The organism is Mesorhizobium kamtschaticum (genome assembly GCF_056174585.1).
In genome coordinates this window covers 341,006-365,548 of record NZ_JBWBWI020000002.1, presented here as the reverse complement: position 1 = coordinate 365,548, position 24,543 = coordinate 341,006, and the positions used below count along the sequence as shown (strand labels likewise).

Here is a 24,543-nt window from a genome sequence, read left to right as displayed (position 1 = left end):
ATGAAGCATCGTCTAAACCGCAGACGTTTTATCCAGGCGACGTCGTCCGCTATCGCTGTAGGCGCGCTATCTTCTGTCACTACCCGAGCTGTGGCGCAATCCTCTGGAGAACTGCGAGTCTTGGTCAACGGCGGCGAAGTCGGAAAGGCACAAATCGAAGCGTATGTGAAACCGTTCGCAGCAGAGACTGGTATCAACGTAACTCCAATCACCCAAGACCTCGATTTCGCGAAGCTTGAGCTGATGATGAAAGCAAACAACGTCACGATCGACGCAAGTCCACTTAATCCGGGCGCCGTGTTTCCCGCAAGTGATAAAGGGTATCTCGAGAAGATCGACTACTCGATCTATAAGAAGGAAGAGCTTGACGGGTTCTATGATTTCGCCAGGGATACGTTCGGCGTCGCCTCGCTTGTCTATTCTTATAATATGGTCTATAATACAAAGAAGTTCCCTGCTGACGAGCCGCGACCGACCAACTGGGCCGCGTTCTGGGACGTCGCAAAGTTTCCCGGTACTCGCTTCCTCGTGTCGGGTCAGTTTGGATCCGAAGGACCCTGGGAAGAGGCGCTGATGGCGGACGGCGTCGATCTCGATAGACTTTATCCGATGGATATTGACCGGATTTTCGCCAGCCTGGACAAGATAAAGCCGCATATCCGGAAGTGGTGGACGAATGGGTCCGAGATTCAGCAATTGATGAGTGGTGGAACTGGCGATATCATGAATTCTTATGACGGACGGGCAATCTCGTTGATTGATAAGGGTTCGCCGATCGAAATCAACCGCAGTCAGGCCAAGCTAACGTGGGACTATTGGGTAATCCCGAAAGGGGGGCCCAATACGCAAAACGCTCAAAAGTTCGTTGAATTCGCCACCCGGGGTGAACGCCAGGCGGCCTTCTGCAAACTCTACCCCGAAGGTCCCAGCAACCGTAACGCCTTTAAGTTCATACCAGAGGATGTAGCCCGCAAGCTGCCTACACATCCGGACTACGTAGCGAAAAGCATCCCCATAAACGGTCGGTGGTACGCCGAGGTCGGCTCGGATGGCCTGTCGAATACGCAAAGGCTCGCGCAGCGCTGGAACGAGTGGGTTCTGCGATAGATCCAGATCTGTGAGTTGGTCGGCGAGGGGGTAATCTCTAATTTGCCGCCTTGCCGACCTATGATATTCTGAAGGAGCCGACCATGTCGGACGTCCTTGTTTTTCAGGATTCCATTTCGGACGATCCGTCGATCTCGATCTTGGCAGCCGCCATCGCGATGTCGCTGCGTCCGTCCCATCCATCGAGGATAACGCATTGGAGCAGAACTCAATTCCCGCTCAGATTGAATTTCGAAACGTTACCAAGATGTACGGGCAGGTCGCCGCCGTACAGGACCTGTCACTGACAGTTCGTCGCGGCGAGTTCTTGACCATTCTCGGTCCGAGCGGTTCGGGCAAGACCACGGCGCTCATGCTGCTTGCCGGGTTCGTAGCGGCCAGTAAGGGCGACATTCTGATCGCCGGAAATTCTGTGGCCGCTGTCCCATCCTATCGGCGCGACCAAGGCATTGTGTTCCAAAGCTATGCGCTGTTTCCGCACCTCACGGTACGTCGGAATCTGGAATTCCCGCTCGAAATGCGGGGCGTCAAGACGGCCGACAGGGCAAAGCGGGTCGATCGCATCCTCGAGCGTGTGCATCTCAAGGACTTCGGCGGTCGCATGCCGTCGCAACTGAGCGGCGGCCAACAGCAGCGCGTGGCGCTTGCCCGTGCGCTCATCGCTGATCCGCCGTTCCTCCTGCTCGACGAGCCTCTCGGCGCCCTCGACCGCAACCTTCGCGAGCAGATGCAGATCGAAATGAAGAACCTTCACAAAGAGTTCAACATCACCACCATATGCGTGACGCACGACCAGGAGGAGGCGCTTACACTGTCAGATCGCATCGTTGTCATGCGTGCCGGGCGGATTGAACAGACCGATTCGCCGGAAGCCCTTTACGATCGGCCGGCATCCCGCTTTGTAGCGAATTTTCTCGGTGAGGCCAACATTCTCGAAAATCTCGATTGTGATGTGGAATCCGATGCGGCGCAGCCGTCCGGCACCGTGCCCATGATCAGGCCAGAGCGTATCCGCGCCTCCGCGCCGGCGGCGCCGAAGAGGGCCGATGCGAGCCAGTGCCAGTCCGTTACCGGCACTGTCGACGATATGATCTATGCCGGACCGTTGCGGAAATACCATGTGCGCGTCGGGAGCAACGTGCTCGTCGCGCGCGAACATGCCGCCTCGGGGCAGCAGATCTTCCAACCCGGCGACACAGTGCGGCTTGATTGGCTGCGGTCCGACGTTCGCTTCGTAGCGGCGTGAATCCCCCGGGAGATGGGCGAATGCAAATGCTTCAGAAATTCGGCCGAATGCCCATTGCACTCACCGTTCCGGCACTCGCCATCCTGCTCGTCGTTTTCGGTATACCGATCGTTCAGCTCTTCCTGACTAGCCTCAATGCGCCGGACTTTTCGATGGTCAACTATCGTGCATTTTTCGGCCGGTCGGCGAATGTCCGCGTGCTCTACCAGACGATCGAGATCAGCTTGGTCGCCACAGCGATTTGCCTCATCATCGGCTATCCCGCGGCCTATCTGATCGTGACTGCCTCCAAGCGTTTGCGCATGGCGCTCATCGTGCTCGTCGTTATCCCCTATCTCACCAGCGGATTGGCGCGCACGTATGCCTGGATCATAATTCTTGGCGATGGCGGCCTGATCAACAATCTTTTGCTCGAACTCGGTCTGATCTCGAGCCCGCTGCCGCTCATCTACAACCGTATGGCCGTCTATATCGCCATGGTGCACATTATGCTGCCTATGATGATCCTGCCTCTGGTCAGTGTCATGATGGGTATTGACAGGTCCCTGATGGCCGCAGCGCGCAGCATGGGCGCGGGGCCGTTCACTGCGTTCTGGCGCGTGTTCTTTCCGCTCAGCTTGCCGGGCGTGCGCAGTGGCTCCCTGTTGGTCTTTGTGATCTGCCTCGGCTTCTACATCACGCCGGCCGCCGTCGGCGGCTTGCGAGATGCCATGCTGTCGACCTTCATCGCGTCGCAGGTCTCGACCGGCTTTGATATGGCACCCATTGCAGCCTCGTCCTTCATTCTCCTGGCGATCGCCGTGGTCGTGCTCTCCATGCTTGGGCTCGATCTTTCGGGTACCCAGGGGCGCGCGGTACAAGCAGTGCGGAAGTCTCGGCCAAGCCGGCTGCCTTCATTCGGCACAATGAAAAGCTATCTCCGCGAACTTCCCGTTTCCTCACGTGCGAAGCGATGGACGGTCCAGCTCTATCAAGCCCGGGGCGACAGCCAATGGTCGAAGATCGTTGGACCGGTGTTCGTCGTTGTGGTCATGTTCTACCTGCTGTTTCCCGAAGCCGTCGTGATCATCATGTCGTTCAGCGCCGGGTCGGTTCTGGAATTTCCACCCTCGGGCCTTTCGCTGCGGTGGTACCGTTCTTTCTTCGACGATCCGTCCTGGTACGGCGCTGCCTGGACCAGCATTCAGATCGGCGTTGCAGTCGCCATCCTCTCGACCGTTGTCGGCACGCTCGCGGCCTACGGCATCAGCCGCGCCCGCCCGCAGCTGCGCAGCTCTCTGACCATGGCGATCCTGACGCCGATTACCATTCCAGTTATCGTTGTGGGCGTAGCGACCTACTTCGGGCTGGCCAATCTCGGACTGATAGGCTCGAAGACAGGTATCGTCCTGGCACACAGCATCGGCGCCATAGGCTATGTCGTCGTGATAGTGTCGGCGACACTGGCAAATTTTGACCGTACGCTAGAGCAGGCAGCAATGAGCATGCGGGCTGGGCCGCTGCAGACCTTCATGAGGGTGACTCTGCCCTTGATACGGCCGGGCATCATCGGCGGCGCGGTGTTCGCCTTCATTCACTCCTTTGACGAGGTCGTCGTCACCTCATTTGTCGGCGGATTCTCAATGTACACCCTGCCGCTGAAGATGTGGGAAAATATACGGAACCAGATCGACCCGACAGTCGCCGCAGTGGCGTCGCTATTGACCCTTCTCCCTGTGCTCTGGTTGGTAGCCTTATACGTCACGTGGTGGCGATCGAGGCAAACGAGTCACCGCGTGCTTCCAGAGGCCCAAATCTGAGGTCATGCGGTAAGGATCCGGCCAACCTTGTGACGTGATCGGGCTCAACTCGTTCTGCATTGTTCGCGCCGCACCATAAACTGAGGTCGGCTGACCTAACGATACGCGTCCGGGAGCTGCAAGCTGATGTCACATACTTCTCGGTTGATCGGACTTCAGAAATAGAAATCACAAGTCCCCAATGGCCGAATCCCTCTTTAGGACAGCGGCAAGAACGGCGATACTTTAAGATGCTTGATCGCTGAACTGCTCCAATTTCTTGCTTTACCGGTCGCGGCCGCATTAGCGCCAACCAAGTTGCTGAACTTGATGTACATAACTGGAAAATGCGGGCCATTCGTATCAGGGTGGCCATGAAGCGGGCCACGGCACTCACGGCTTCCGGCCGTATCGTTGCAAGATGACCATGATACACAAACTGAATTTGATGCGAGCTGCCGCTTGGCCAAATATAGATGCAATAGGGGACGTCAATGCAGCACAACAAGGTCGGGAAGACCGCAATCAACAATAGCTCGCACTTTATGCCGGAAGAACTGAATATAGCGGACCTTGTAAAATGAAGAGTCGTTCATCCGTGCCAACATCTCTTGAGGGTCTGACGGCATGCGAATGCCTGAAGCTATACCGAAGGCGGCAGCTCTCGCCCGTTGAAGTCGTCGATGACTGTCTCAGCCGGATCGACGCAAACAACCCGATGCTAAACGCATTTTGCCTCGTCGATCACCAGCGGGCTAGGTCTGCTGCCCGGACTTCGGAGGGGCGCTGGATGAAGGGGGAGCCAGCCGGAGATCTCGATGGCATTCCGGTCACCATCAAAGATCTAACCTTGACGCGGGACTGGCCGACAAGGCGTGGATCACTGACGAGCAGCGCCGAGGGACCCTGGACAGACGACGCGCCCGTTACAGCGCGCATTCGCGAGGCCGGTGCCGTTATCCTTGGCAAGACAACCACTCCGGAGTTTGGCTGGAAAGGTGTTACAGACAGCCCCCTCTACGGCATCACCCGCAACCCTTGGAATCCTGTACTGACGCCAGGCGGCTCCTCTGGCGGCGCAGCAGTTGCGGCGGCCCTCAACCTCGGCTTTCTTCACCAAGGTAGCGACGGTGGGGGATCAATCCGGATACCAGCGAGCTTCACAGGAACCTTCGGCTTCAAGCCGACCTTCGGCATCGTTCCGCAATGGCCCGCTAGCGCTATGACCACGCTGTCTCATTTGGGGCCGATGACCCGCACGGCCGCGGATGCGATCCTGATGATGAATGTCATCGCACGAAAGGATGCTCGCGACGGCTACGCTGGACCCGCCTATCCCGGCCTTGAGATCAATTCAGCAAAAACCCTCAAGGGTCTGCGCATCGGGTACAGTCGAGACCTTGGGTATGTGAAGGTGGCTCACGACATCGAAAGAGTCACCGATATTGCGGTCGACCAACTTCGGGCTCTTGGAGCGGAGGTGGTCGAAGTCAATCCGGGATTCGCAAATCCGGTCAAGATATTTGAGACATTTTGGTTCGCCGGCGCCGCCCGTATTCTGTCGCGAATGAACAAAAAGCAAAGACAACTTTTAGATCCCGGCTTTCTGGAAGGTGCCGAACGCGGTCTGACGATTACGCTTACCGAATTTCAGGAAGCGGAGGCGATGCGGTTCGAACTTTCCGCTCTCATGGCGAAGTTCCACGAAGATTATGACCTCCTGGTCACACCGACAATGCCTATCGCCCCGTTCCCAGTCGGGCGAAATGAGCCAGATGATAGTTACACGGGGTGGGTGGGCTGGACGCCCTTCACCTATCCCTTCAACCTGACACAGCAACCGGCTGCGTCCATTCCATCGGGGCTGGATGATCAAGGGCTCCCCGTTGGGCTACAATTGGTCGGTGCGCGTTATTCTGATACTACCGTCCTTGCGGCGGCACATGCGATCGGGGTACGTGGACGGCCGATGCCGGTCCACAAACCGATCGTGTCAAGGCAGGGCCATCAATCAGAATAGGATTCGCCAATGTTCTGCCCTTTGCATACCCTGACGATCAGGCTCACCCAAAGATCGCCCTCGGCTTCCAGGACATGCTGATGGGTCACGCATCAAATGGGATTTGCGCGCGATATTTCAGACCGGGTCTGATTTCTCTACAGGGGTAGAATTGAAGAACAGGCGCCCCCAAGCGAATTGTTTGGTGATCCGAAGAGCGACCGCACCCGCCAGTTTCTTTCAGCCGTCAAGGAAGCGGTGTAGGCCTTCAAAGCCAGCAGGTCGACGATTTCGCCCAGGCCATCTTAAAAAGTGATGGCTATGATCGGGGCATTATATTGGCGGCTTCAATTGCAGATGTTGCATACTTTCCGTGACGCAATTCGTTGACCTCGCCAGCCACGGATGAGCTGGCCAATCTCGGCGGCAAAAACGTGCGAATCAAAGACGTTCTTTTAACGCCCGGCAACGGTGCCTTTTTCTACGATGATCAAGCGGCCATCAGGGCAGGAGCCCGACAGGACGGTTTCATCTACGTCGGGGAGCCGCTGTTGCCGGGCTTCCGCTCCATCCGCATTCCCGCGGCCTCTGTCAGCATTGGCCTGATACTTGAAGATGATGCGGTCGTCTGGGCGATATGATGGGGGTCCAGTACTCCGGCGCCGGCGGACGCGACCCTTTGTTCGAAACCGCATCGATCATCGCGATCGCATCAAAAGTCGTTGTTCCCCGGCTGCTCGATGTTGATTCTTCGCGGTTTCTGGATGCCTGCAGCGAGGTTTTCGTTTTTGCAAAGGGCGAGCGGCTGCCCCTCTCAATCGAATACGGGGTGAGCCAGGCCCTTCTCAGAGCCGCCGCCCACGCTGCGCGCAGGACCATGGCCGAGGTCGTATGTGCCGAACTTGGCCTGCCGCTTCCCAACCGAAGGGTGCCGATCTACGCCCAAAGCGGCGATGCGCGCGAAATCAACGTCGATAAAATGATCTTGAAGGGGGCGGATGCGCTCCCCCACGGCCTCATAAATTCGCGCAGCAAATTCGGCGTCGGAGGGGAAACCTTTCTGGATTTCGTCAAATGGGTGGCGCAACGCGTCAAGCAAATCGGCCAACCAGGATACCATCCGGTGCTGCATTTCGATGTATACGGCTGGATCGGGATGGAGATCGGTCTCGACGTTCAGCGCATCGCCGACTTCATCAGCAAGGTGGCTGATGTGGTTCCGGAGTTCACGGTGAATATCGAATCTCCAGCCGACTTCGGGTCTACGCCGGCACAGGTCGATAACTACGCGCGGATCGTCAGCATCCTGGACGCCCGGGCGTCGCGTGCGCGCATCGTTGTCGATGAACGCTGCAACACGCTTGAGGATGTGCGTCTGTTTGCGGAGGCGAAGGCGACCCATCTCGTGCAGATCAAGACGCCGGACGTGGGCTCGATCGCCGACAGCGCCCGAGCGGTGCTTCTCTGCAAAGAAAACGACGTAGGCGCCTATGTGGGAGGCAGCTGCAGCGAGACGGATCTCTCGGCGCGGGCGACGGTTCACATTTCGGTGGCCACGCGGGCGGACATGATGCTCGCGAAACCAGGCATGGGCGTCGACGAAGGCCTTTCCATTGTCGGCAATGAACAAAATCGGTTGCTCGCCATGCTTGATCGACGTCGGGCACAGAATCTGAACGCCGCGTAGGAAGCGCTCCTGATGAAGAACAGTCTCAAGGACATCACGGTTGTGGCGGTAGAACAGGCCGTCGCAGCGCCCTACGCGTCGTCTCGTCTTGCGGATGCCGGCGCCCGGGTGATCAAGGTCGAAAGGCCCGAAGGGGACTTTGCGCGAAACTACGACAAGCTGGTGCGCGGACAGAGCGCTTACTTCGTCTGGCTCAACCGGGGTAAGGAGTCGGTCTGTCTGGACCTGACGTTGGAGGCCGATCGGGCCGTCCTGGACACGCTCGTTGCCGGTGCGGACGTCTTTATCCAGAATCTGAAGCCGGGCAGCATCGAAAAACTGGGTTTCGGATGTGCGGATCTCCGTCGACGATATCCGCGCCTGATCACCTGCGACATTTCTGGTTTTGGGGAGAAAGGGCCGTATTCCCACTTGAAGGCTTATGATCTCATCGTTCAGGCCGAAACAGGTCTATGCGCGATCACCGGCAACCAACAAGGGCCGGCGCGTGTAGGTGTCTCGGTTTGCGACATCTCGGCGGGCATGACAGCGCATAGCGCCATTCTTCAGGCGCTGTATCACCGCGAGGTCACCGGCGAAGGGACAGGCATCCAGGTGTCACTGTTCGATGCCGTCGCCGACTGGATGAACGTGCCGGTTCTGCAAAACGACTACAGCGGGTATCACACGGTACGCGCCGGCGTGAAACACCCATCGCTGGCGCCGTATGGCGCCTATCGTTGCGCCGACGGCAAGGAAGTCATCTTTTCGGTTCAGAATGACCGCGAATGGGTGAATTTCTGCGAGAAATTCCTTAGGCAGCCCGAGCTCACACGCGCACTTGGTTTTGCCGACAACATGGAGCGCCTCGGTCACCGTGCGCAACTTGATGAGATCGTTGAACGACGGTTTTCTCAACTATCTTGCCACGAAGCAATGCAGGAGCTTGAGGCGGCCGGCTTGGCATATGGCCGACTTAACGAAGTGGTGGATGTTTCAAAGCATCCCCACATTCGCAGGGTCGAGGTTGGCACACCCGAAGGAACCGTCGAGGCGATAGCGCCGGCGGCGATTTTCAACTCGGAGCGCCCCTCGCTACGCCCAGTGCCGGCACTTGGCGCTCATACCGAGGCTGTCCGCAAGGAGGTTCTGGGGCTTTTGCGCGAAAGAGCTGCGTCAGGGTGAGCACGCGTCTTGTCGGTAAGGTGAGTGCGCTCGCGATGTACTGCGAGCGTGGATATGTCGTGTCATCTCAGCGCATCGGCCCGTCCTCGCCACGATCGATCGCAGAGGGGACTCCATGATCAAGGACACCTTTCCGGCAGTTGAAAGCGCGATGTCCGTACCCCGCTGGAGATCCCTGCTCTTCGTGCCCGCTCACGTTCCGCGCTTTGTGGAGGCTGCCCATGAGCGCGGGGCGGACGGCGTCATTCTCGACCTCGAGGATTCCGTTCCTCAGGATCAAAAGGGCGAGGCACGGCGGCAGCTTCCAGAATGCGTGGCAAGGGTGGGCCGGAAAGGCGCATCGGTTTTGGTCCGCGTGAATCGTGGTTTGCGCGCCTTGGCGGCGGATCTCGATGCAGCCGTGATGGCGGGTGTTGACGCGCTTGTTCTTCCGAAGACGGATTCGGCAGAGTGGGTGTCAGAGATCGCGAATGCGGTTTCGGAACTTGAACGAGAAAGAAATCTTGCTCAGGGACGCATCCGGTTCCTTGCCCAGATCGAGACCCCGGGCGCCTTGCAAAGGCTAGCGGCCATTGCGTCGGCGCATCCAAGGATGGTCGCAATGGCGCTCGGTCCTGAAGACTTCAGTGCCGCTGTTGGCGGCGCCCCGGAATTCGACCTTCTGCTGACGCCGAACCTTTCTGTTCTTTTTGCCGCCCGTGCGGCCGGCTTGCTCCCATTAGGCTTCATAGGCAGCATCGGCGAGTTCTCCGACACTCATAAACTTCGTGAAGCCGCGGCGCATGCGCGGCGGCTTGGCTTTGCCGGAGCTTTGGCGATCCATCCGACACAGGTGGCCATATTCAATGAGGCTTTCTCGCCAAGCGCACAGGAAGTCGAGTGGGCCCATAGTGTCGTCGCGGCGGAAAATGATGCCGCCACACGTGGACTGTCCGCATTCTCGTTGAATGGCAAGATGATCGATCCGCCAGTGGTGCGGCGCGCCCACGAGATCGTGGCTCTCTCCAGCAACAACTGAGCCTATAATCAGCGGCCGGACAGGCGGTTCTGAAACCAATCCGACAGTTTTGTGGCTTGCCCGCCATCTCGTTTCGAGATAGATAAGAAGGCACTGGGGATCATGCCCCGGTTGGATTTGTTCATCGTGGACATCAGGCAGTTAAGATACTTTGTCGGCGTCGTCGAAGCCGGCAGTTTCACGAAGGCAGCTGCGACCCTCAACGTTGCTCAAAGCGCTCTAAGCCTGCATGTGCGTCAACTCGAGGAAGGATTCGGCACCCAGCTGCTGGTACGCGACAGGACCGGTGTCAGCGTCACGGCGTCCGGAGACAAGCTGCTTGAGCGCGCGCGGATCATTCTGAAGGAAATTCAGCTCACTGAGGCGGAACTGACCAACTCGGTGGCTGCTCCTTCCGGAGAGGTGACCATTGGCATTCCGTCCGGAGCCGCTCGCGTCCTTAGCGGTCCCCTGCTTGAATCGGTAAGAAGCGAATTGCCGAGGATCTCGCTTAAGATGATCGAGGGGATGACCGGACCGCTGGAGGAGTGGATGGCTGCTGGCCGCTTCAATCTGGCTGTCCTTTACCGCACTGCCGAGAGCGTGGGACAAATGACGGTGCTGGCGCGCGAAGAGTTTTGCCTGGTGGCGCCGCCGGGTGAACCGCCTTTCGAAGATTCGATACGGCTCGCCGACCTGCACGCGTTCCCGCTGGCGGTTCCAATGCGCAACAACAATGTCAGGCGTTCGGTGGCCGATGTCGTTGCGCAACACGGTTGTGTGCTGGACGTCAGATTCGAAGTCGACTCCCTTTCTACGATCATCAATATGGTCATGGAAGGAAAGGCGTATTCCATCCTTACCCCGTCGGCCATTCAGAAAGAGGCATCTCAAGGCCAAGTCCGGACGGTTAAGATCATTGATCCGGTGATCACCCGTTCCGTTGTCCTTGCCGTCAACCCGAAAGACGACCGCTCTCCAGCCGTCTCTGCGGTCCGCAAGCTGATCCCCAAGGTCGTGAAGACATTGATCGAGAGCAAGCACTGGTCAGCCACCGCTCCGGACCGGCCTTAGGCACATCCCAAATCAGTTTGAGTGCTACCGCTCTTTCGCGGGTGTCTGAGCCGTATCAATCTGGATTCGAGATGGTTTTGGGCGACATTCGATATTTGACCGCATGCGGCTATCGCGATGAAACTGCAGAGAAGCGAGCCCATGGTCCGGATATCGGCTGGTCTCGCACTGGCAGGAATTCACTCAAGTGGAGCATGCGATGCCCAACGCCACGAGCTATCAGCTTTTCATCAATGGCAGGTGGCGAGCCGGTAGTGACGGAATTACTCTGCCGGTGACCAACCCGGCGACAGAGAAGGTATTTGGCTCGGTGGCCGCGGCTTCAGCATCGGATCTGGATGAGGCTGTCGCTTCCGCAGAGCGAAGCCGCCGGGCTTGGTCCTCACGGCCTGCAAAAGAGCGCGGCGAGATCCTCGTGGCGGCCGCCAGGATCCTTGCCACGAAGGTGGGAGACGCAGCGAAGGATTTGTCGACCGAACAGGGAAAGACGATTGCCGAAGCGACAGGTGAGTACGCGCGCGCTGTCGAAACACTGGAGTGGAACGGCACGCACGCCGAAGAGCTGTCGGCCCCTATTCCGATGGGCCCGAACCGGATGATCGTCCCCGAGCCCCTTGGCGTCGTTGCTGCCTTTACGCCTTGGAACTATCCCGCCGTTCTCATCGCCCGCAAGCTCGCCCCAGCTTTGGCGGCGGGCTGCCCGGTGATCCTCAAAGGGGCTGAAGAGACACCAAGCGCGGCTGTCCATTTCGTAGAAGCCTTGCGACAAGCGGGTATTCCGGACGGCGTGGTCAATCTCATCTTTGGCGTTCCGGTGCAAATATCCCGGCATCTCCTTAGCTCGCCGATCGTCAAGGTCCTAACTTTCACGGGCTCTACCGAGGTTGGAAAACAGCTCGCCAAGCTCGCCGCGAATAACTTGCAGCGGTGCATTCTTGAACTCGGTGGGCACTCTCCGGTAGTTGTATGCGAGGATGCCGATCTGGCAAAAGCTATACCGGCAATCACAGAATACAAGTTCGAGTGCGCGGGCCAAAGCTGCAATGCGCCCAGCAGAATCCTCGTCGCGCGGCCTCGCTATGGGGAATTCCTGTCCCGGATGACTGAAGTCGCCCGCAAGATCAAGATCGGCCCACCGGACGACCCGGCGACGGAGATGGGCCCAATGGCAAACGTGCGGCGAATCGAGGCCATGCAGCGTCTGATCCAGGATGCTGTCGATCGCGGCGCGCGCGTCGAAACCGGCGGCACCCGCCTCGACCAGCCGGGCTTTTACTGGCCACCGACCATCCTGACAGGGGTGCCAAAGGATGCGAAAGTGCTTCATGACGAGCCGTTCGGGCCGATCCTCACCGTGGCGCCGTTCGACACGATCGAGGAGGCGATCGAAGAAGCCAACGCCACTGAGTATGGCCTGGCTGCCTACTTCTTCACCGGTGCCACCGATGCGAAACGGGCGCTGATCGGCGGTCTTTCGGCAGGCGCGATCAGTGTAAATTACCTGAAAGGGGTTTCCGCAGATGCACCATATGGGGGCGTCAAACAGAGCGGCTATGGATACGAAGGGGGCGAGCAGGGATTGCGGAGCTTCCAAAGCCTGAAACTGGTCAATGGGCTTGGGTCATTCGGATAAGATTTCGTGAACAAAAAAACACGGACCATTGCCGGCAAGGATATTACAAAGAGCGTCGCCGACGCCCTTCAGTACATCTCGTACTACCATCCCCTCGACTACATCCGGTACCTTTCGCAGGCCTACGCGCGCGAACAGAGTCCGGCGGCTAAGAACGCCATCGGGCAGATTCTGCTGAACTCCCGCATGGCGGCCTTCGGACGGCGCCCGATCTGCCAGGACACCGGTCTTGTGGTGGTCTTTGCAAAGGTCGGCATGGGCGTCCGCATCAAATCAACGGCCAGTTTCGCCGACCTCGTGAATGAGGGCGTCCGCCAAGCATATCTAGACCCTCACAATCCCCTTCGACCATCGATCGTCTCGGATCCGCTTGCCAGGCGGGTGAACACGCGTGACAACACGCCAGCGGTCATCCACCTCGACCTTGTGCAAGGCAACCAGATTGAGATCACCATCGCCGCAAAGGGGGGTGGATCGGAAAACAAGGCGCGTTTCACCACCCTCAACCCCAGCGCGTCCGTTGCCGACTGGGTGGTCGAGACCGTTTCGACGCTTGGCAGCGGATGGTGCCCGCCCGGCCTGATCTCCGTCGGCATCGGTGGTAGTGCCGAAAAGGCAATGCTGCTTGCCAAGGAGGCCATGAACGAGCCTATCAACATGTCGGAGTTGATCGCCAGGGGGCCGTCCTGCGCGGAGGAGGCACTGCGGGTCGAGCTTTATGAACGAATTAATGCCCTAGGCATCGGCGCTCAGGGCCTAGGCGGCCTGACGACAGTCGTTGACGTCAAGGTTGCGACCTATCCTACCCATGCGGCGTCCAAACCCGTGGCGCTCATTCCGCAATGCGCTGCCAACCGGCACCTGAAGTTTACCTTGGACGGCTACGGACCCATCAGGCTTGAGCCGCCCGACCTTTCCGAATGGCCCCAGATCGGTCATGAGGATTTGCACACAACCGGCTTCCGGCGGGTCAATCTCAATACGCTCACAAAGGAAGAGACGGCATCATGGCGCTGCGGGGATACCCTTCTTTTGTCCGGAAAGATGTTGACGGGTCGTGACGCCGCCCACCAGCGAATGGTCGACCTGATCGATGCCGGCAAGCCGCTCCCGGTCGATCTGCGGGGACGCGTGATCTACTACGTCGGACCCGTCCGCGCAGTGAGGGATGAGGTGGTCGGGCCGGCTGGCCCGACAACCGCCAGCCGGATGGACGGTTTTACTGACAGGATCCTCGTCGAAACCGGACTTTTCGCGATGATCGGTAAGGCGGAGAGGGGACCGGCGACCATCGAGTCGATTGTCAGACACAAGGCGCCCTATCTCATCGCAGTGGGGGGCGCTGCGTACCTGATTTCAAAATCGATCAAGGCGGCGCGGATCGTTGCCTTTGAAGACCTGGGCATGGAAGCCATCTATGAATTCGAGGTGCAGGACATGCCGGTCATCATGGCTGTCGATGTTGAGGGAAACTCCATTCACAATTCCGGACCTCTTGAGTGGCGTAAGCGCATGGCGGCCGACAGCATCGCCCGCAGCATCGGCGTTTGAACCTTCCCGGCTGCGCGATCCGGCCAGACTCCCGCGCCGGATTTGGGCCGCATCGGTAACATAAGCGGTATTTTTTGTGGTTCAGCTCCTCGGCGAGCCAGATAAGAAAGGCCTTCAAGTCGCTCTCGATGCCAAATGCTCGGATGTAAACACCGCATCGACCTGCCGCCCATACGATCGATGCTCCGGTGCTGTCGAGGGGGCCAATCAGGTCAAGCACCGGAGATACCAAAAATGCGCTACCTATTTACGACGAGGTCGCCGCCGACAGGCGATCACCCCTCTGCAAATGCGTCATCGCGCGGTTAGGGAGGGGCAATAGCCCAACTGTTCTACAGCCTTTCTGCTTGGATCCCTCTCAGTCACCTGACTTTAGACAACCTCGCACTGAAGCGTTGTAGGCCGAGGACGGATGACGTCCACTACATTCGCTCACTTCAATCAATGATAGAATTGGTTGGCACTAATTGCGCTGTCGACCACCGCTTGAGAGCAAAAGGTCATGAAGTCGAAACCCGATCCTGTGCGACTAGACGCTTGGGACGTCCGGATTCTCTCAGAGATCCAGTCGGATGGTCGGATTTCGAAAAGCGAGCTCGCAAAGCGTGTTCACCTTTCGGCGTCGGCCTGTTCGGAGCGGCTCCGTGTGCTCCAAGCCGCAGGGATCATTGAGGGGTTCTACGCGCGACTCAGTCCAGCCCTCATCGGTGGCATCATCTCTATCATGGTGGAGGTGGTTCTGGATCGCCATCGTCTCGAGGATCAACGACACTTCGAGACTGCGATCCAAGAGATTCCGGAAATCCTGGACTGCTGGGCTATCGGGGGGCGGATCGACTATCTGATGCGCGTTTCTTCTCCTTCCATGGCTGCGTATCAGGATTTCATGGAGGGATTGCTGCAGGCAGGCTTGGGGATCGACCAATACTATAGCCTTGTCGTGACCAAACCAGTGAAATCCAATTCACCAATCCCCTTGTCCGCTCTAAGGCAACGGTAAATCCCCGAAGCCTTGGTTTCCACGGCGATTGGTGCCGATTCCGCGAATTCGTTGGCCAAAGACGTGCATTCCCGCGAAACCCGAGAGGTGTTTGCCGGTATACTAATTGCTAAGAGGCGGCTGGCTGAGTGTCCTCCGCCGACTGATCGCGAGGAGAGGAACGATGGGCTTGAGCAATCTGGGAACCGAGCAACTCCAGGAGAAAGATCGAAACTTCGTCTTTCATCCGTCTACGCACTTAGCCAAGCACAGCCGCGGCGAGACGCCAAATCGGATCATGGCCGGAGGGGAAGGCGTCTACATCTGGGATACGGAAGGTCGAAAAAGCCTCGACGGTTTTGGCGGGCTCTATTGCGTCAATATGGGGTATGGCTGCACCGAGATAGCCGACGCCATTGCCAGGCAAGCACATGAGTTGCCGTTCGCGCATGTTTATGCCAGCCAGGGCACGGAGCCGGTTGCTCTGTTGGCGGAGGCGGTCGTCGAATATTTCGGTCAGAACATGCGAAGGGTCTATTTCGGCCTTTCCGGCTCCGACGCCAACGAAACCAATATCAAGCTGGTCTGGTACTACAACAACATCCTCGGCCGCCCCGAAAAGAAGAAGATCATCTCGCGGCATCGCGGATATCACGGGTCCGGGCTGGTCACCGGTAGCCTGACAGGTCTTCCCTTCTTTCACAATTTCTTCGACCTGCCTCTGGATTTGGTGCGCCATACGACGACGCCACATTACTATCGCCAAGCGCATGACGGCGAAAGTGAGGAGGCATTCTCCAAGCGCTGTGCCGATGATCTTGAAGCCCTTATCCTCGCTGAAGGCCCGGAGACTGTCGCAGCTTTCATCGGAGAGCCGGTACTTGGGACCGGCGGCATCGTTCCGCCCCCAAAGGGATACTGGACCGCCATTCAAGCGGTGCTCGACAAGTACGATATCCTTTTAGTCGCCGATGAAGTGGTCTGCGGCTTCGCGCGAACCGGTGAGAAATTCGGTTCCCACCTCTATGGCATGCGGCCGGATTTCGTCACGATCGCCAAGGGCTTGAGTTCAGCCTACCTGCCCATTTCCGGCTCTATCATCGGGGACCGCGTCTGGTCGGTCTTGGAAGAAGGAACGGAGAAGCACGGCCCACTCGGCCATGGCTGGACATATTCCGGTCACACGCTTTGCGCGGCGGCCGCGCTTGCCAATATTAAATTGATAAAGGAAAGAAACATCTTGGAACATGTTCGGGATGTCGGACCGTACTGGCATGCCCGCATGAAAGCCGAACTGGAGGGACATCCCATTGTTGGCGAGGTTCGCGGCGTAGGCATCCTATCCGCCGTAGAGCTGATGCGGAGTCCTAAAGAACGGGTACCATTCGAGCCCGGACTTCAGGTCGGCGTGCGCGTCGCCGCTGCCCTGTTTGAGAATGGCGTGATCGGCCGGGCTATGCCGCACGGCGATATCCTCGGCTACGCCCCACCTCTGATCATTACCCGAAAAGAGATCGACATCATCGTCGATGCAACCGCGAAATCAGTCGACACGACCTACCGCGCGCTGCAGGCCGAGGGCGCGATTTGATCCCCACGGAAGTCGGTGGATACCGGTAGGATTGCCGCCGGCCCAACAAAATTCTGGCGACAGCCGAGCTTCACAACGCAGACTGCCGCCACATTAGAGCCGCACCGGATTCGCCCCTTGGACCCATTTCTTCGTATGCGCCGTCTACAGCCCATTGATTCCGCTTGTTTCTGAACATTGAGGTTTCTGCCAGAAGGTTTTCGGCAGGAGCTGGAGATTTGGCATGGCGGATGGCGAGGGATTTGTTGGGCGATGCGAAGTTGTCGAGGCTCGTCGTGGAAACCGACGATGGCCCAATGATCTGAAGGCGCGGATTGTCGCGGAGAGCCTTCAACCCGGTGCGCGGGTTGTTGATGTTGCGCGTCGTCATGATCTCATTGCGCATCAGCTTTCGGACTGGCGACGGCAGGCGCGTCAGGGTCTTTTGGCGCTGCCTGCGGAACTGATGCCGGCCGTGCCTTGCGAGAATAGCGGCCTATTCGAACCCGCCTTTGTGCCACTGGCGATTACGACGGAGCCGAAGACGGCTACCGATAGTTCGCCGATGGTGACGGTAGAAATAGGCGCAGGCCTGGTGATACGGGTTCCCGGTGATGTGCCGGTTGACCGGGTTGCGGCCTTGGTGCGCGCGATGCGATGGACGGCATGATCGTCGCGGGTCAACGATTACCGATCCTGATCGCGACGCGCCCGGTGGACTTCCGCTGTGGCCATCAGGCGCTTGCCTTGATGGTGCAGACCGAGTTGAAGCTTGATCCGCATTCCGGGGTGACGGTGATCTTCCGGTCGAAGCGCGGGGATCGTGTAAAAATCCTGGTGTGGGATGGCACCGGAATGGTGCTGACCTACAAAATCCTGGAACAGGGTGGTTTTGCGTGGCCCAAAGTGCAGGATGGAACGATGCGGCTGTCGCGGGGTCAGTATGAAGCTTTGTTCGAAGGTCTCGACTGGCGACGTGTGGTAGCGCAGCGGGTAGCGCCGCCCGCTGCGGCAGGTTGACTCACCGGTTCGGTTTTGGCGTTGTTTTATTGGGCTTTTTTGCTTCGATTTGCTACGAAGGCGCATGTCTGCGCCCATTGATCTCAGCCAGTTCCCGGACCTGCCTGCAGAGGTGGTGAACGCCTTTGCGGCCGTGCAGTTCGAGCTGTCGGTTGAGCGTGCGGCCCGTCAGCATGAGCAGGCGGTGGTGGCTGAAAAGGACGCCTTCATCACCGAGCTGAAGGAACTGATCGAGAAGCTGGAGAGCCAGGTTCAGGACTATCGCCGCACGAAGTTCGGGCCGAAATCGGAAAAGCTCGATCCGACGCAAATGGAACTGGCGCTGGAGGACCTGGAGACGGCAATTGCCGAAACACAGGCCCAGATCGCCTTCGTCGAGGAAAAGATCGCGGCCAGCACAGCCAATTGCGAAAAGACTGCTTCACGCAGGCAACGCAAGGCGCGCGCGCTGCCCCAGAGCCTGCCGCGCGTCGAACAGGTGATCGAGCCTGATAGCATTGCCTGCCCCTGTGGTTGCGGCAACATGGTCCGGATTGGCGAAGACCGGACGGAGCGGCTCGATCATATCCCGGCGCGCTATCAGGTGATCGTCGCGATCCGCCCGAAATACGCTTGCCCCAAGGGGCGCACGGGAGTGGTTCAGGCCAGGGCGCCGGCGCATTTGCTGGAAGGTAGCTGGCCGACCGAAGCCCTCTTGGCGCAGATCGCCGTGTCCAAGCATTCCGAACACATGCCGCTGAACCGGCAGGCCGCGGTCATGGCCCGACACGGAGTGCCGATCGACCGCACCGTCCTGGCCGACTGGCTGGGTCGGACGGGCGCTGTGATCGCGCCGGTGGTAGACCACATGGCCATGGTCCTGAAACAGGGTAGCTCACGACTATATGTCGACGAGACCACGGCTCCGGTGTTGGATCCCGGACGCGGCAAGACGAAAACTGGCTATCTCTGGGCTATTCTGCGCGACGACCGCGGCTGGAACGGATCTGCGCCGCCGGGCGTGGTGTTCCATTATCGGCCTGGGCGTAAAGGTGAATATGCCGCAGAAATCCTCGACGGCTTCAACGGCACGATCCAGGACGATGCCTATGGCGGCTACTCCCACCTCGCCACGCCAAAACGCACGGGCGGCGATCCGTTGAGGCTGGCCTTCTGCTGGGCACATGGCCGCAGAAAACTGATCAAGTCCCAGCCAAAGAAGGGTTCGCCCATCGTCGACGAGGCGTTGTTGCGCATCGCCGCCCTCTACAAGATCGAGGACAGCATCCGAGGTTGTGACCCCGATCATCGCCGGGCGTCCGCCAGAACCTGTCCCGCCCGCTGGTGGACGAGTTCTTCACCTGGCTGACAGCCCAGGCCGCGCGCGTCTCACGCAAGTCCGATCTCGGCGAGGCCATGGCCTATATGCTGAAACGCCAGGTCGGCTTCCGGCTGTTCCTGGACGACGGCCGCGTCGACATCGACTCCAACCTCGTCGAAAACGCGATCAGAAGTCCAGCCATGAACCGCCGCAATGCTCTCTTTGCCGGCCATGATGAAGGCGGCCGTAATTGGGCCCGTTTCGCCAGCCTGATCGGCACATGCAAGATGAACCGCGTCGAACCATACGCCTACCTGCGCGATCTCTTCATCAGCCTCGCAAATGGCCACCTCTCCAAAGACATCGACGCCCTCATGCCCTGGCCTATTTGCAACGGATCAGCGCCTCACAATGAGCTCGTCCGGGACTCCCCGACGTGCTCATAGGACCATCTGCAAGCGCTCGACCTGGCCGTTGCAACCAAAAAATCAATGGGGCGGAGACGCCGCATACATTTCTTCTCGATCTCGCCGCAGATGAAATGCGCACGATAAAGTGCGCCCCATATCCGGCCCGGTGGCTGGAATTCGATCAAAATTATCCCCTGGTTTGGAATTATATTCCCTTTACCGAAGCCAATTTAGCCCAGGTACCCGACCAGCCGGGGATCTATTGTTTCTTCGTGGGTTTGCCGCCGAGTTCTTTGCCACCGGTTGGCTATCCGCTTTACGTGGGAAAGACCGAGCGAACCTTACGTCAGCGGTTCATCGAATACATTAATGAAGAAGACCATGACACCGGCCGTGTCCGTGTGCGAAAATTTCTCAAGGTGTTCGAAGGTGAACTGCACTTCGCGGCCGCTGCCTTTCAAGGAACACACGACGAGATCATGGCGTTGGAGACTGCTGCAATGGAGGCCCTGATGCCGGTCTACAGCGATCTAGGTTTCAAAGCCGAAACGCGAGCCAAACGGAGTGCTTGGCAATGACCGGGACGCTTTTCTCCCAGCTCTGCAGGGGAGCTTCGGTAGTTGGCTCTACTACGTGGCGCTGATGCGTCTGAGCGACCTAGGCGAAAGGGTCACCTATGCGCGCGAGCTGCAGAACAATCCGCAATTGAGTGAGGTCATCCAGCGCCGCCTGGACGACAGCAAAAGAGCCCAAGACATTGCGGAGTATCTGCTTCAGACGCCTGACCGATTCTTCGGTTCTCTTGTCGTTGGAGTCATGGGCGGGTCGCCTAACTGGCATCCGTTCGGTCTGTCAGCGCGTCGCGACGAACATAAGCTAGGTGAGGTCATTGAGCAGGACCAGGATTTGGTCGGCTATCTTGAACTCAGTGGAAAGGAGAAACTCTTCGCACTTGACGGACAGCATCGTCTTGCCGGCATCAAGCAGGCTCTCGCCACCGATGCGAAGCTGGGACGCGAGCAGGTCTCCGTAATTTTTGTCGGCCACAAAGCTGATCAGCTAGGCCTGCGTCGGACACGCGGCCTCTTCATTTCTTTGAACAAGAAAGCCATACCGGTGCAGCGCAGGGACATCATCATTCTCGACGAAGTCGATCTGCCCGCAATCATCACGCGTAGCTTGCTCGACGAGCATCCTTGGTTTTCGCGCGGGCAGGTCGCCGCCGACCGATTCACCACCAGCATTCCAGCAGGCGCTCCCGAATGGACTACGATCGGAAATTTCTATGACACGAACGCTAATGCAATAGCTCGGGTCATGGCGTTAGAGCACGCATCCGAACTACGGACAGCCGCTCGAATCCGGCTGGAGGAGGATCGTATAGATTACTATCGGAACCTCGTCATCGAATACTACGGACGTTTGGCCGATCTGGAACCAAAACTAAAGGAAGTATTCCAAGAACCTGCCCCAGCTATCGTCCGTGCCGCTAGAAAGCCGCCTGAGCCGCGTCTCCTGTTTAGACCCCTCGGATTGAAGATCGTGACGCGAGTATTGGCGGCATTGCGTCGAAATCTCTCATTGGACGAGAGTTTCGCTCAGTTGCGACGTCTGCCTATGTCGCTTTCCCAACCCCCGTATGGTAAGCGGTGCGCCAAGGCACCTCCCAATATCGTCTTGTGATGCGTCTATGGTAGGTCAGCCGTTAGTCGGCGCGTCGCCGCCGATCACTGCGGGTCGTCATAACGGGTGACGTAGTGGAGTTCGCGTAGGGCGGGGATGACGAGGGCGATGTCTTTGTAGGCCTCGTGTTCGATGAAATGCGCGGTCTCGGGCCCCGGCCTGGGCTTGCCGAGGACGGGCCTCCCCTTTTTGTCGACGCAGTAGATCAGGATCGGCAGCAGCAGGCCGTGGTTGGGGTTGTCGAGGTCGAGTAGCCGTCTCCAGCTTTTGATGTTGAGATTCATGGCCGCGTAGAACCCCTGGCACCACGGCCGGGGGTCGATGCCGCCGCTGGGCTTGGTTGCGAATTCGGGGCGCATAATCCTGCGGTCTGTCGAAGAGCGTCTCGTTGATCCGGTTGTGGATCCTGGCGACGCTGGCAAACACGGCGTGATCGGTTGCAGACCCTTTGGCCAGGACGTCGCGCCGCAACCCCATGAGCGGGCACATCCAGTCTTGCGGGTCCGGGTAGCGCGGCCCGGTGACCGCCGCCGTTACGAAGCCATCCAGCGCCGACATGGTCCGCACCAGCGGGCGGTTGGTCTTGGCAGCCATCCAGGCCTCGAGCGCCTCGTCCGACAGCGCCATGTCATCGAGCGCGCTCATGCCGCCAAGGAGAGCTGCATCTCTTCGCGGCGCACCCAATTCCACGGCATCAGTTCGTCCCAGCGCGAGGCTGGCCAATCATTCTGGATGCGCTCGGTGACGTCGGCCATGTAGGCTTCGGCATCGACGCCGCAGAGCTTGCAGGTCTCAATGATGCTGAGCACGACCGCTGACCGCTCTGCCGCGGCGAAGCTGCCCGAGAAGAGCCAATTGCGCCTGCCGACCGTAAATCCACGAATCGCCCGCTCCGCGATCAGGTTGTCGGGCTCGAGCTGGCCATCGTAGAGGAAGCGATTGAACGCGCGCCATCGTCTGGTGCCATAGGCGAAGGCCTTCGCGATATCGGCATGGCGCGACAAACCGTTGCCCTGGCGCATGAGCTGTCGTCGCAGCGCGCGGACCAGTGGTCGGGTCCGCATTCGTCGTGCGGCCAATCGCTCGGCGGGCGGGAGCCCCCGTATCTCTTCCTCGATCCGGTAGATCGCCTGGATACCGGCCATCGCCGTCGTGCTGAGCTCGGTCGGCTGGCTGTCGTGAACGTCGAATATCTTGCGACGCAGATGGGCCAGGCACGCAGCTTCTCGAATGGCGCCGCCCTTGTAGAGCTGGTTATAGCCGCTGAAACCGTCGGCCTGGAGCGTGCCGGCAAATCCGGCGAGCTCGGTCATCACGCTCTCGCCGGCGCGGCCCATGGTGGCGCGATACCAGGCGATCGGCGGCTCCTGCGAACCCGAATTGCGGTCGTCGGCGACGTAAACCCAGAGCGCGCCCTTGTGGGTCTTGCCGTTGCCGGGCGCCAGGATCGGAAGCCGCGTGTCGTCGGTATGAATCTTGGTGCGGGTACGGCCGATCTCGCGGATGCGGTTGTAGATCGGATCGAGCAAGGCGGCGGCGTAGCCGGCGCTGCGCGCAAGCGTGGAACGCTCGATATCGACGCCCTTGGCGGCCATCATCTGGGCCAGACGGTAGAAGGGCAGATGATAACCCCACTTCGCCATCATGATATGGGCGAGCGCGGCATAGCTGAGCTTACCGCGTGCAATGGCCTTGGCTGGCGCCGGCGCCTGGATGATTTTATCGCAGGTCCGGCAGCTGTACTTGGGTCGAATGGTCTCCATCACCTGCCAGGCCTGGGCAACCAGATCGAGCATCTCGTCGCTATCTTCGCCCATGGCGCGCAGATCGCCGCCGCAGCCCGGGCAACATGCGCAAGACGGCTCGCGAACGGCCCGCTTGCGCGGCAGGTTGGGATTGAGCTTACGCACCGGCAACACCCGGACCTTGTCGGTGTCAGCAACGATGGGCAGCTCGAGATCGGGCACGCTGGCGGCGAAATCGGTCTCGAGATCTTCGAGTTCGAGCCGCATCTGGCCCAGCTTCTCGGAGGAGCGGCCGAAGGCCTTGCGGTTGAAGCGATCGATCCGCAGCTGCAGGCGCTGGATGCGAAGTGCGGCCTCGGCGCGCTCTCTTCGAAGCTGCTCATCGCGTTCGGCGATGGTGATGTCACGGGCAGAAACGGCCGCCTCCAGAAGGGCGATCCGAGCGAAGAAATCAGCGGTTGAGGGAGCTTGTTCCGACACCCAAAACCTATACCCGAAAGACCCTCGTCACGGAAGAAGAATCAACACAAAATCAATAAGAAACATCAAAATCAGCCAGCCAAACGCGGTCGATAAATCTTGCTCGGCCGGCGCCAATCGATCCCGTCCAAAAGCAGCGAAAGCTGCGCCTTGGTGAGCGACACGGCGACCTGATCCTTGGTGGTTGGCCAGGCAAAACAACCATCGGTCAGCCGCTTTGTAAACAGACAGAACCCCTGGTCGTCATGCGACAGAATCTTGATGATATGACCCTTGTGTCCACGGAAGCAGAAGATCGCGCCGGTGTGCGGGTCGAGCGCGAGCACCTGCTGCACCATCCGCGCCAGGCTGTTGATCCCGCGACGCATGTCGGTCGCGCCGCAGCACAGGTAAATCCGGTCGGTCGGCACCACCGTGATCACCTGGTCAACTCCGCCAGGACGATGCGCAGTGCTGTCGGATCGACGATCCCGTCGATCCGCAATCGCGTGCCGCTCGCAAAGGCCACGACGATCCTGCCGGCCGGGTCCGGGCAATCGGCGACGGGGCGTTCGACATCCGGCAGATCGCTCACGTCGATGCGCGCGAAGGTCGCCATCGCCTGATCGGCATCGAGTTCCCCGCCGGCCATCTGCTTGCGCCACGCATAGAGCTGTGACGGAGCTACGCCGAACGCTTCCGCGACCTCGGTCACCGACGACCCCGCCGCGCTCGCCAGGTCGACCAACGCGCGCTTCTCAGTGCAACTCCACAGCCTTCGTTGCCGCACGCGCCCGGGCACCGTTTTAAGACCTTCGGCCGCCGCGGCGCCGCTTAACTCGGCGACCTTATCGCCCGTTGCATGTTCCAATGTCATGGCCCGAAACCTCCATGTTCATCGGCATCTTGCAAGGTGCCTTGGCGCACCGCTTACCCCGTATGTCGGCATCATATGGGACTCAGCTGGCGACCGCATGATGATGCGTGGCGAATCTTTGACCACCCGCCTCATGCTGTACATGCTCGGCGCAGCGCCCGGTGATGATCGTCTGAAGCGCGCCTATGCGGACTGGTTCGGAAAGGCGGTCGATGAGGTGCAGCTTCCGGCACGTCTGCCATGATTACGTGAACTCAAAACCAT

At 59.1% G+C, this 24,543-nt stretch carries 20 protein-coding genes and 4 pseudogenes; 19 read left to right on the top strand and 5 right to left on the bottom strand.

What is annotated here, in order from left to right; all coding sequences use genetic code 11:
* From AC0V7N_RS37450 to AC0V7N_RS37365, 18 genes and pseudogenes are all read left to right on the top strand, one after another.
* Entirely contained in the window at window positions 1-1,107 is a 1,107-nt protein-coding gene (locus tag AC0V7N_RS37450) for an extracellular solute-binding protein (protein WP_496628068.1), read from the top strand.
* A 196-nt stretch (window positions 1,108-1,303) separates the two neighbouring features.
* Window positions 1,304-2,353, top strand: coding sequence for an ATP-binding cassette domain-containing protein (locus AC0V7N_RS37445; RefSeq protein ID WP_496628067.1), 1,050 nt, complete (start codon window positions 1,304-1,306; stop codon window positions 2,351-2,353).
* A 20-nt stretch (window positions 2,354-2,373) separates the two neighbouring features.
* On the top strand, window positions 2,374-4,152 hold the full coding sequence (locus tag AC0V7N_RS37440; protein WP_496628066.1) for an ABC transporter permease subunit: 1,779 nt from the start codon (window positions 2,374-2,376) through the stop codon (window positions 4,150-4,152).
* A 559-nt stretch (window positions 4,153-4,711) separates the two neighbouring features.
* Complete coding sequence (locus tag AC0V7N_RS37435) at window positions 4,712-6,151, top strand: amidase (protein ID WP_496628065.1); 1,440 nt, start codon at window positions 4,712-4,714, stop codon at window positions 6,149-6,151.
* Window positions 6,152-6,235: 84 nt separating this feature from the next.
* Window positions 6,236-6,394: pseudogene (locus AC0V7N_RS37430) on the top strand (ectoine/hydroxyectoine ABC transporter ATP-binding protein EhuA); the annotation flags it as partial.
* 170 nt (window positions 6,395-6,564) lie between these two features.
* Window positions 6,565-7,817 (top strand): annotated as a pseudogene (locus AC0V7N_RS37425) (methylaspartate ammonia-lyase).
* A 12-nt stretch (window positions 7,818-7,829) separates the two neighbouring features.
* Window positions 7,830-8,981 carry a CoA transferase gene (locus tag AC0V7N_RS37420; protein WP_496628064.1) on the top strand — a complete coding sequence of 384 codons (1,152 nt, stop codon included), beginning with the start codon at window positions 7,830-7,832 and terminating at the stop codon, window positions 8,979-8,981.
* A 115-nt stretch (window positions 8,982-9,096) separates the two neighbouring features.
* On the top strand, window positions 9,097-9,999 hold the full coding sequence (locus AC0V7N_RS37415; RefSeq protein ID WP_496628063.1) for an aldolase/citrate lyase family protein: 903 nt from the start codon (window positions 9,097-9,099) through the stop codon (window positions 9,997-9,999).
* Between the two features lie 126 nt (window positions 10,000-10,125).
* Complete coding sequence (locus tag AC0V7N_RS37410; protein ID WP_496628437.1) at window positions 10,126-11,052, top strand: LysR substrate-binding domain-containing protein; 927 nt, start codon at window positions 10,126-10,128, stop codon at window positions 11,050-11,052.
* Window positions 11,053-11,251: 199 nt separating this feature from the next.
* The gene (locus AC0V7N_RS37405; RefSeq protein WP_496628062.1) at window positions 11,252-12,685 is read left to right on the top strand and encodes an aldehyde dehydrogenase family protein; all 1,434 of its coding nucleotides are present in this window, start codon (window positions 11,252-11,254) and stop codon (window positions 12,683-12,685) included.
* 6 nt (window positions 12,686-12,691) lie between these two features.
* Window positions 12,692-14,236 (top strand): FumA C-terminus/TtdB family hydratase beta subunit, encoded by a 1,545-nt coding sequence (locus AC0V7N_RS37400; RefSeq protein WP_496628061.1) that lies wholly within the window; start codon window positions 12,692-12,694, stop codon window positions 14,234-14,236.
* 502 nt (window positions 14,237-14,738) lie between these two features.
* Entirely contained in the window at window positions 14,739-15,236 is a 498-nt protein-coding gene (locus AC0V7N_RS37395) for an Lrp/AsnC ligand binding domain-containing protein (RefSeq protein ID WP_496628060.1), read from the top strand.
* A 163-nt stretch (window positions 15,237-15,399) separates the two neighbouring features.
* Window positions 15,400-16,806 carry an aminotransferase gene (locus AC0V7N_RS37390; RefSeq protein WP_496628059.1) on the top strand — a complete coding sequence of 469 codons (1,407 nt, stop codon included), beginning with the start codon at window positions 15,400-15,402 and terminating at the stop codon, window positions 16,804-16,806.
* A 223-nt stretch (window positions 16,807-17,029) separates the two neighbouring features.
* Window positions 17,030-17,455 carry an IS66-like element accessory protein TnpA gene (gene tnpA, locus AC0V7N_RS37385; RefSeq protein WP_496628058.1) on the top strand — a complete coding sequence of 142 codons (426 nt, stop codon included), beginning with the start codon at window positions 17,030-17,032 and terminating at the stop codon, window positions 17,453-17,455.
* Complete coding sequence (gene tnpB, locus AC0V7N_RS37380; RefSeq protein ID WP_496628057.1) at window positions 17,443-17,805, top strand: IS66 family insertion sequence element accessory protein TnpB; 363 nt, start codon at window positions 17,443-17,445, stop codon at window positions 17,803-17,805. The genes tnpA (AC0V7N_RS37385) and tnpB (AC0V7N_RS37380) overlap by 13 nt, the downstream gene beginning before the upstream one ends.
* Before the next feature lie 64 nt (window positions 17,806-17,869).
* Window positions 17,870-19,520, top strand: a pseudogene (gene tnpC / locus AC0V7N_RS37375) (IS66 family transposase).
* A 21-nt stretch (window positions 19,521-19,541) separates the two neighbouring features.
* Complete coding sequence (locus AC0V7N_RS37370) at window positions 19,542-20,093, top strand: GIY-YIG nuclease family protein (protein ID WP_496628416.1); 552 nt, start codon at window positions 19,542-19,544, stop codon at window positions 20,091-20,093.
* A 64-nt stretch (window positions 20,094-20,157) separates the two neighbouring features.
* Window positions 20,158-21,198, top strand: coding sequence for a DGQHR domain-containing protein (locus AC0V7N_RS37365; protein WP_496628436.1), 1,041 nt, complete (start codon window positions 20,158-20,160; stop codon window positions 21,196-21,198).
* Window positions 21,199-21,242: 44 nt separating this feature from the next.
* On the opposite strand, the gene AC0V7N_RS37360 is transcribed toward AC0V7N_RS37365, so the two are convergent.
* The 5 genes and pseudogenes from AC0V7N_RS37360 to tnpA (AC0V7N_RS37340) form a co-directional block, all read right to left on the bottom strand.
* Complete coding sequence (locus tag AC0V7N_RS37360; protein WP_496628458.1) at window positions 21,243-21,557, bottom strand: hypothetical protein; 315 nt, start codon at window positions 21,555-21,557, stop codon at window positions 21,243-21,245.
* 34 nt (window positions 21,558-21,591) lie between these two features.
* A pseudogene (locus AC0V7N_RS37355) lies at window positions 21,592-21,756 on the bottom strand (UPF0149 family protein); the annotation flags it as partial.
* Window positions 21,757-21,839: 83 nt separating this feature from the next.
* On the bottom strand, window positions 21,840-23,423 hold the full coding sequence (gene tnpC, locus AC0V7N_RS37350) for an IS66 family transposase (protein WP_496628153.1): 1,584 nt from the start codon (window positions 23,421-23,423) through the stop codon (window positions 21,840-21,842).
* A 71-nt stretch (window positions 23,424-23,494) separates the two neighbouring features.
* Window positions 23,495-23,845 (bottom strand): IS66 family insertion sequence element accessory protein TnpB, encoded by a 351-nt coding sequence (gene tnpB / locus AC0V7N_RS37345; protein WP_352608055.1) that lies wholly within the window; start codon window positions 23,843-23,845, stop codon window positions 23,495-23,497.
* On the bottom strand, window positions 23,842-24,279 hold the full coding sequence (gene tnpA, locus AC0V7N_RS37340; RefSeq protein ID WP_496628075.1) for an IS66-like element accessory protein TnpA: 438 nt from the start codon (window positions 24,277-24,279) through the stop codon (window positions 23,842-23,844). Before tnpA (AC0V7N_RS37340) ends, tnpB (AC0V7N_RS37345) begins: the two co-directional genes overlap by 4 nt.
* Before the next feature lie 97 nt (window positions 24,280-24,376).
* Between tnpA (AC0V7N_RS37340) and AC0V7N_RS37335 the strand changes: the two genes are divergently transcribed.
* Complete coding sequence (locus AC0V7N_RS37335; protein WP_496628415.1) at window positions 24,377-24,523, top strand: hypothetical protein; 147 nt, start codon at window positions 24,377-24,379, stop codon at window positions 24,521-24,523.
* Window positions 24,524-24,543 lie beyond the last annotated feature (20 nt).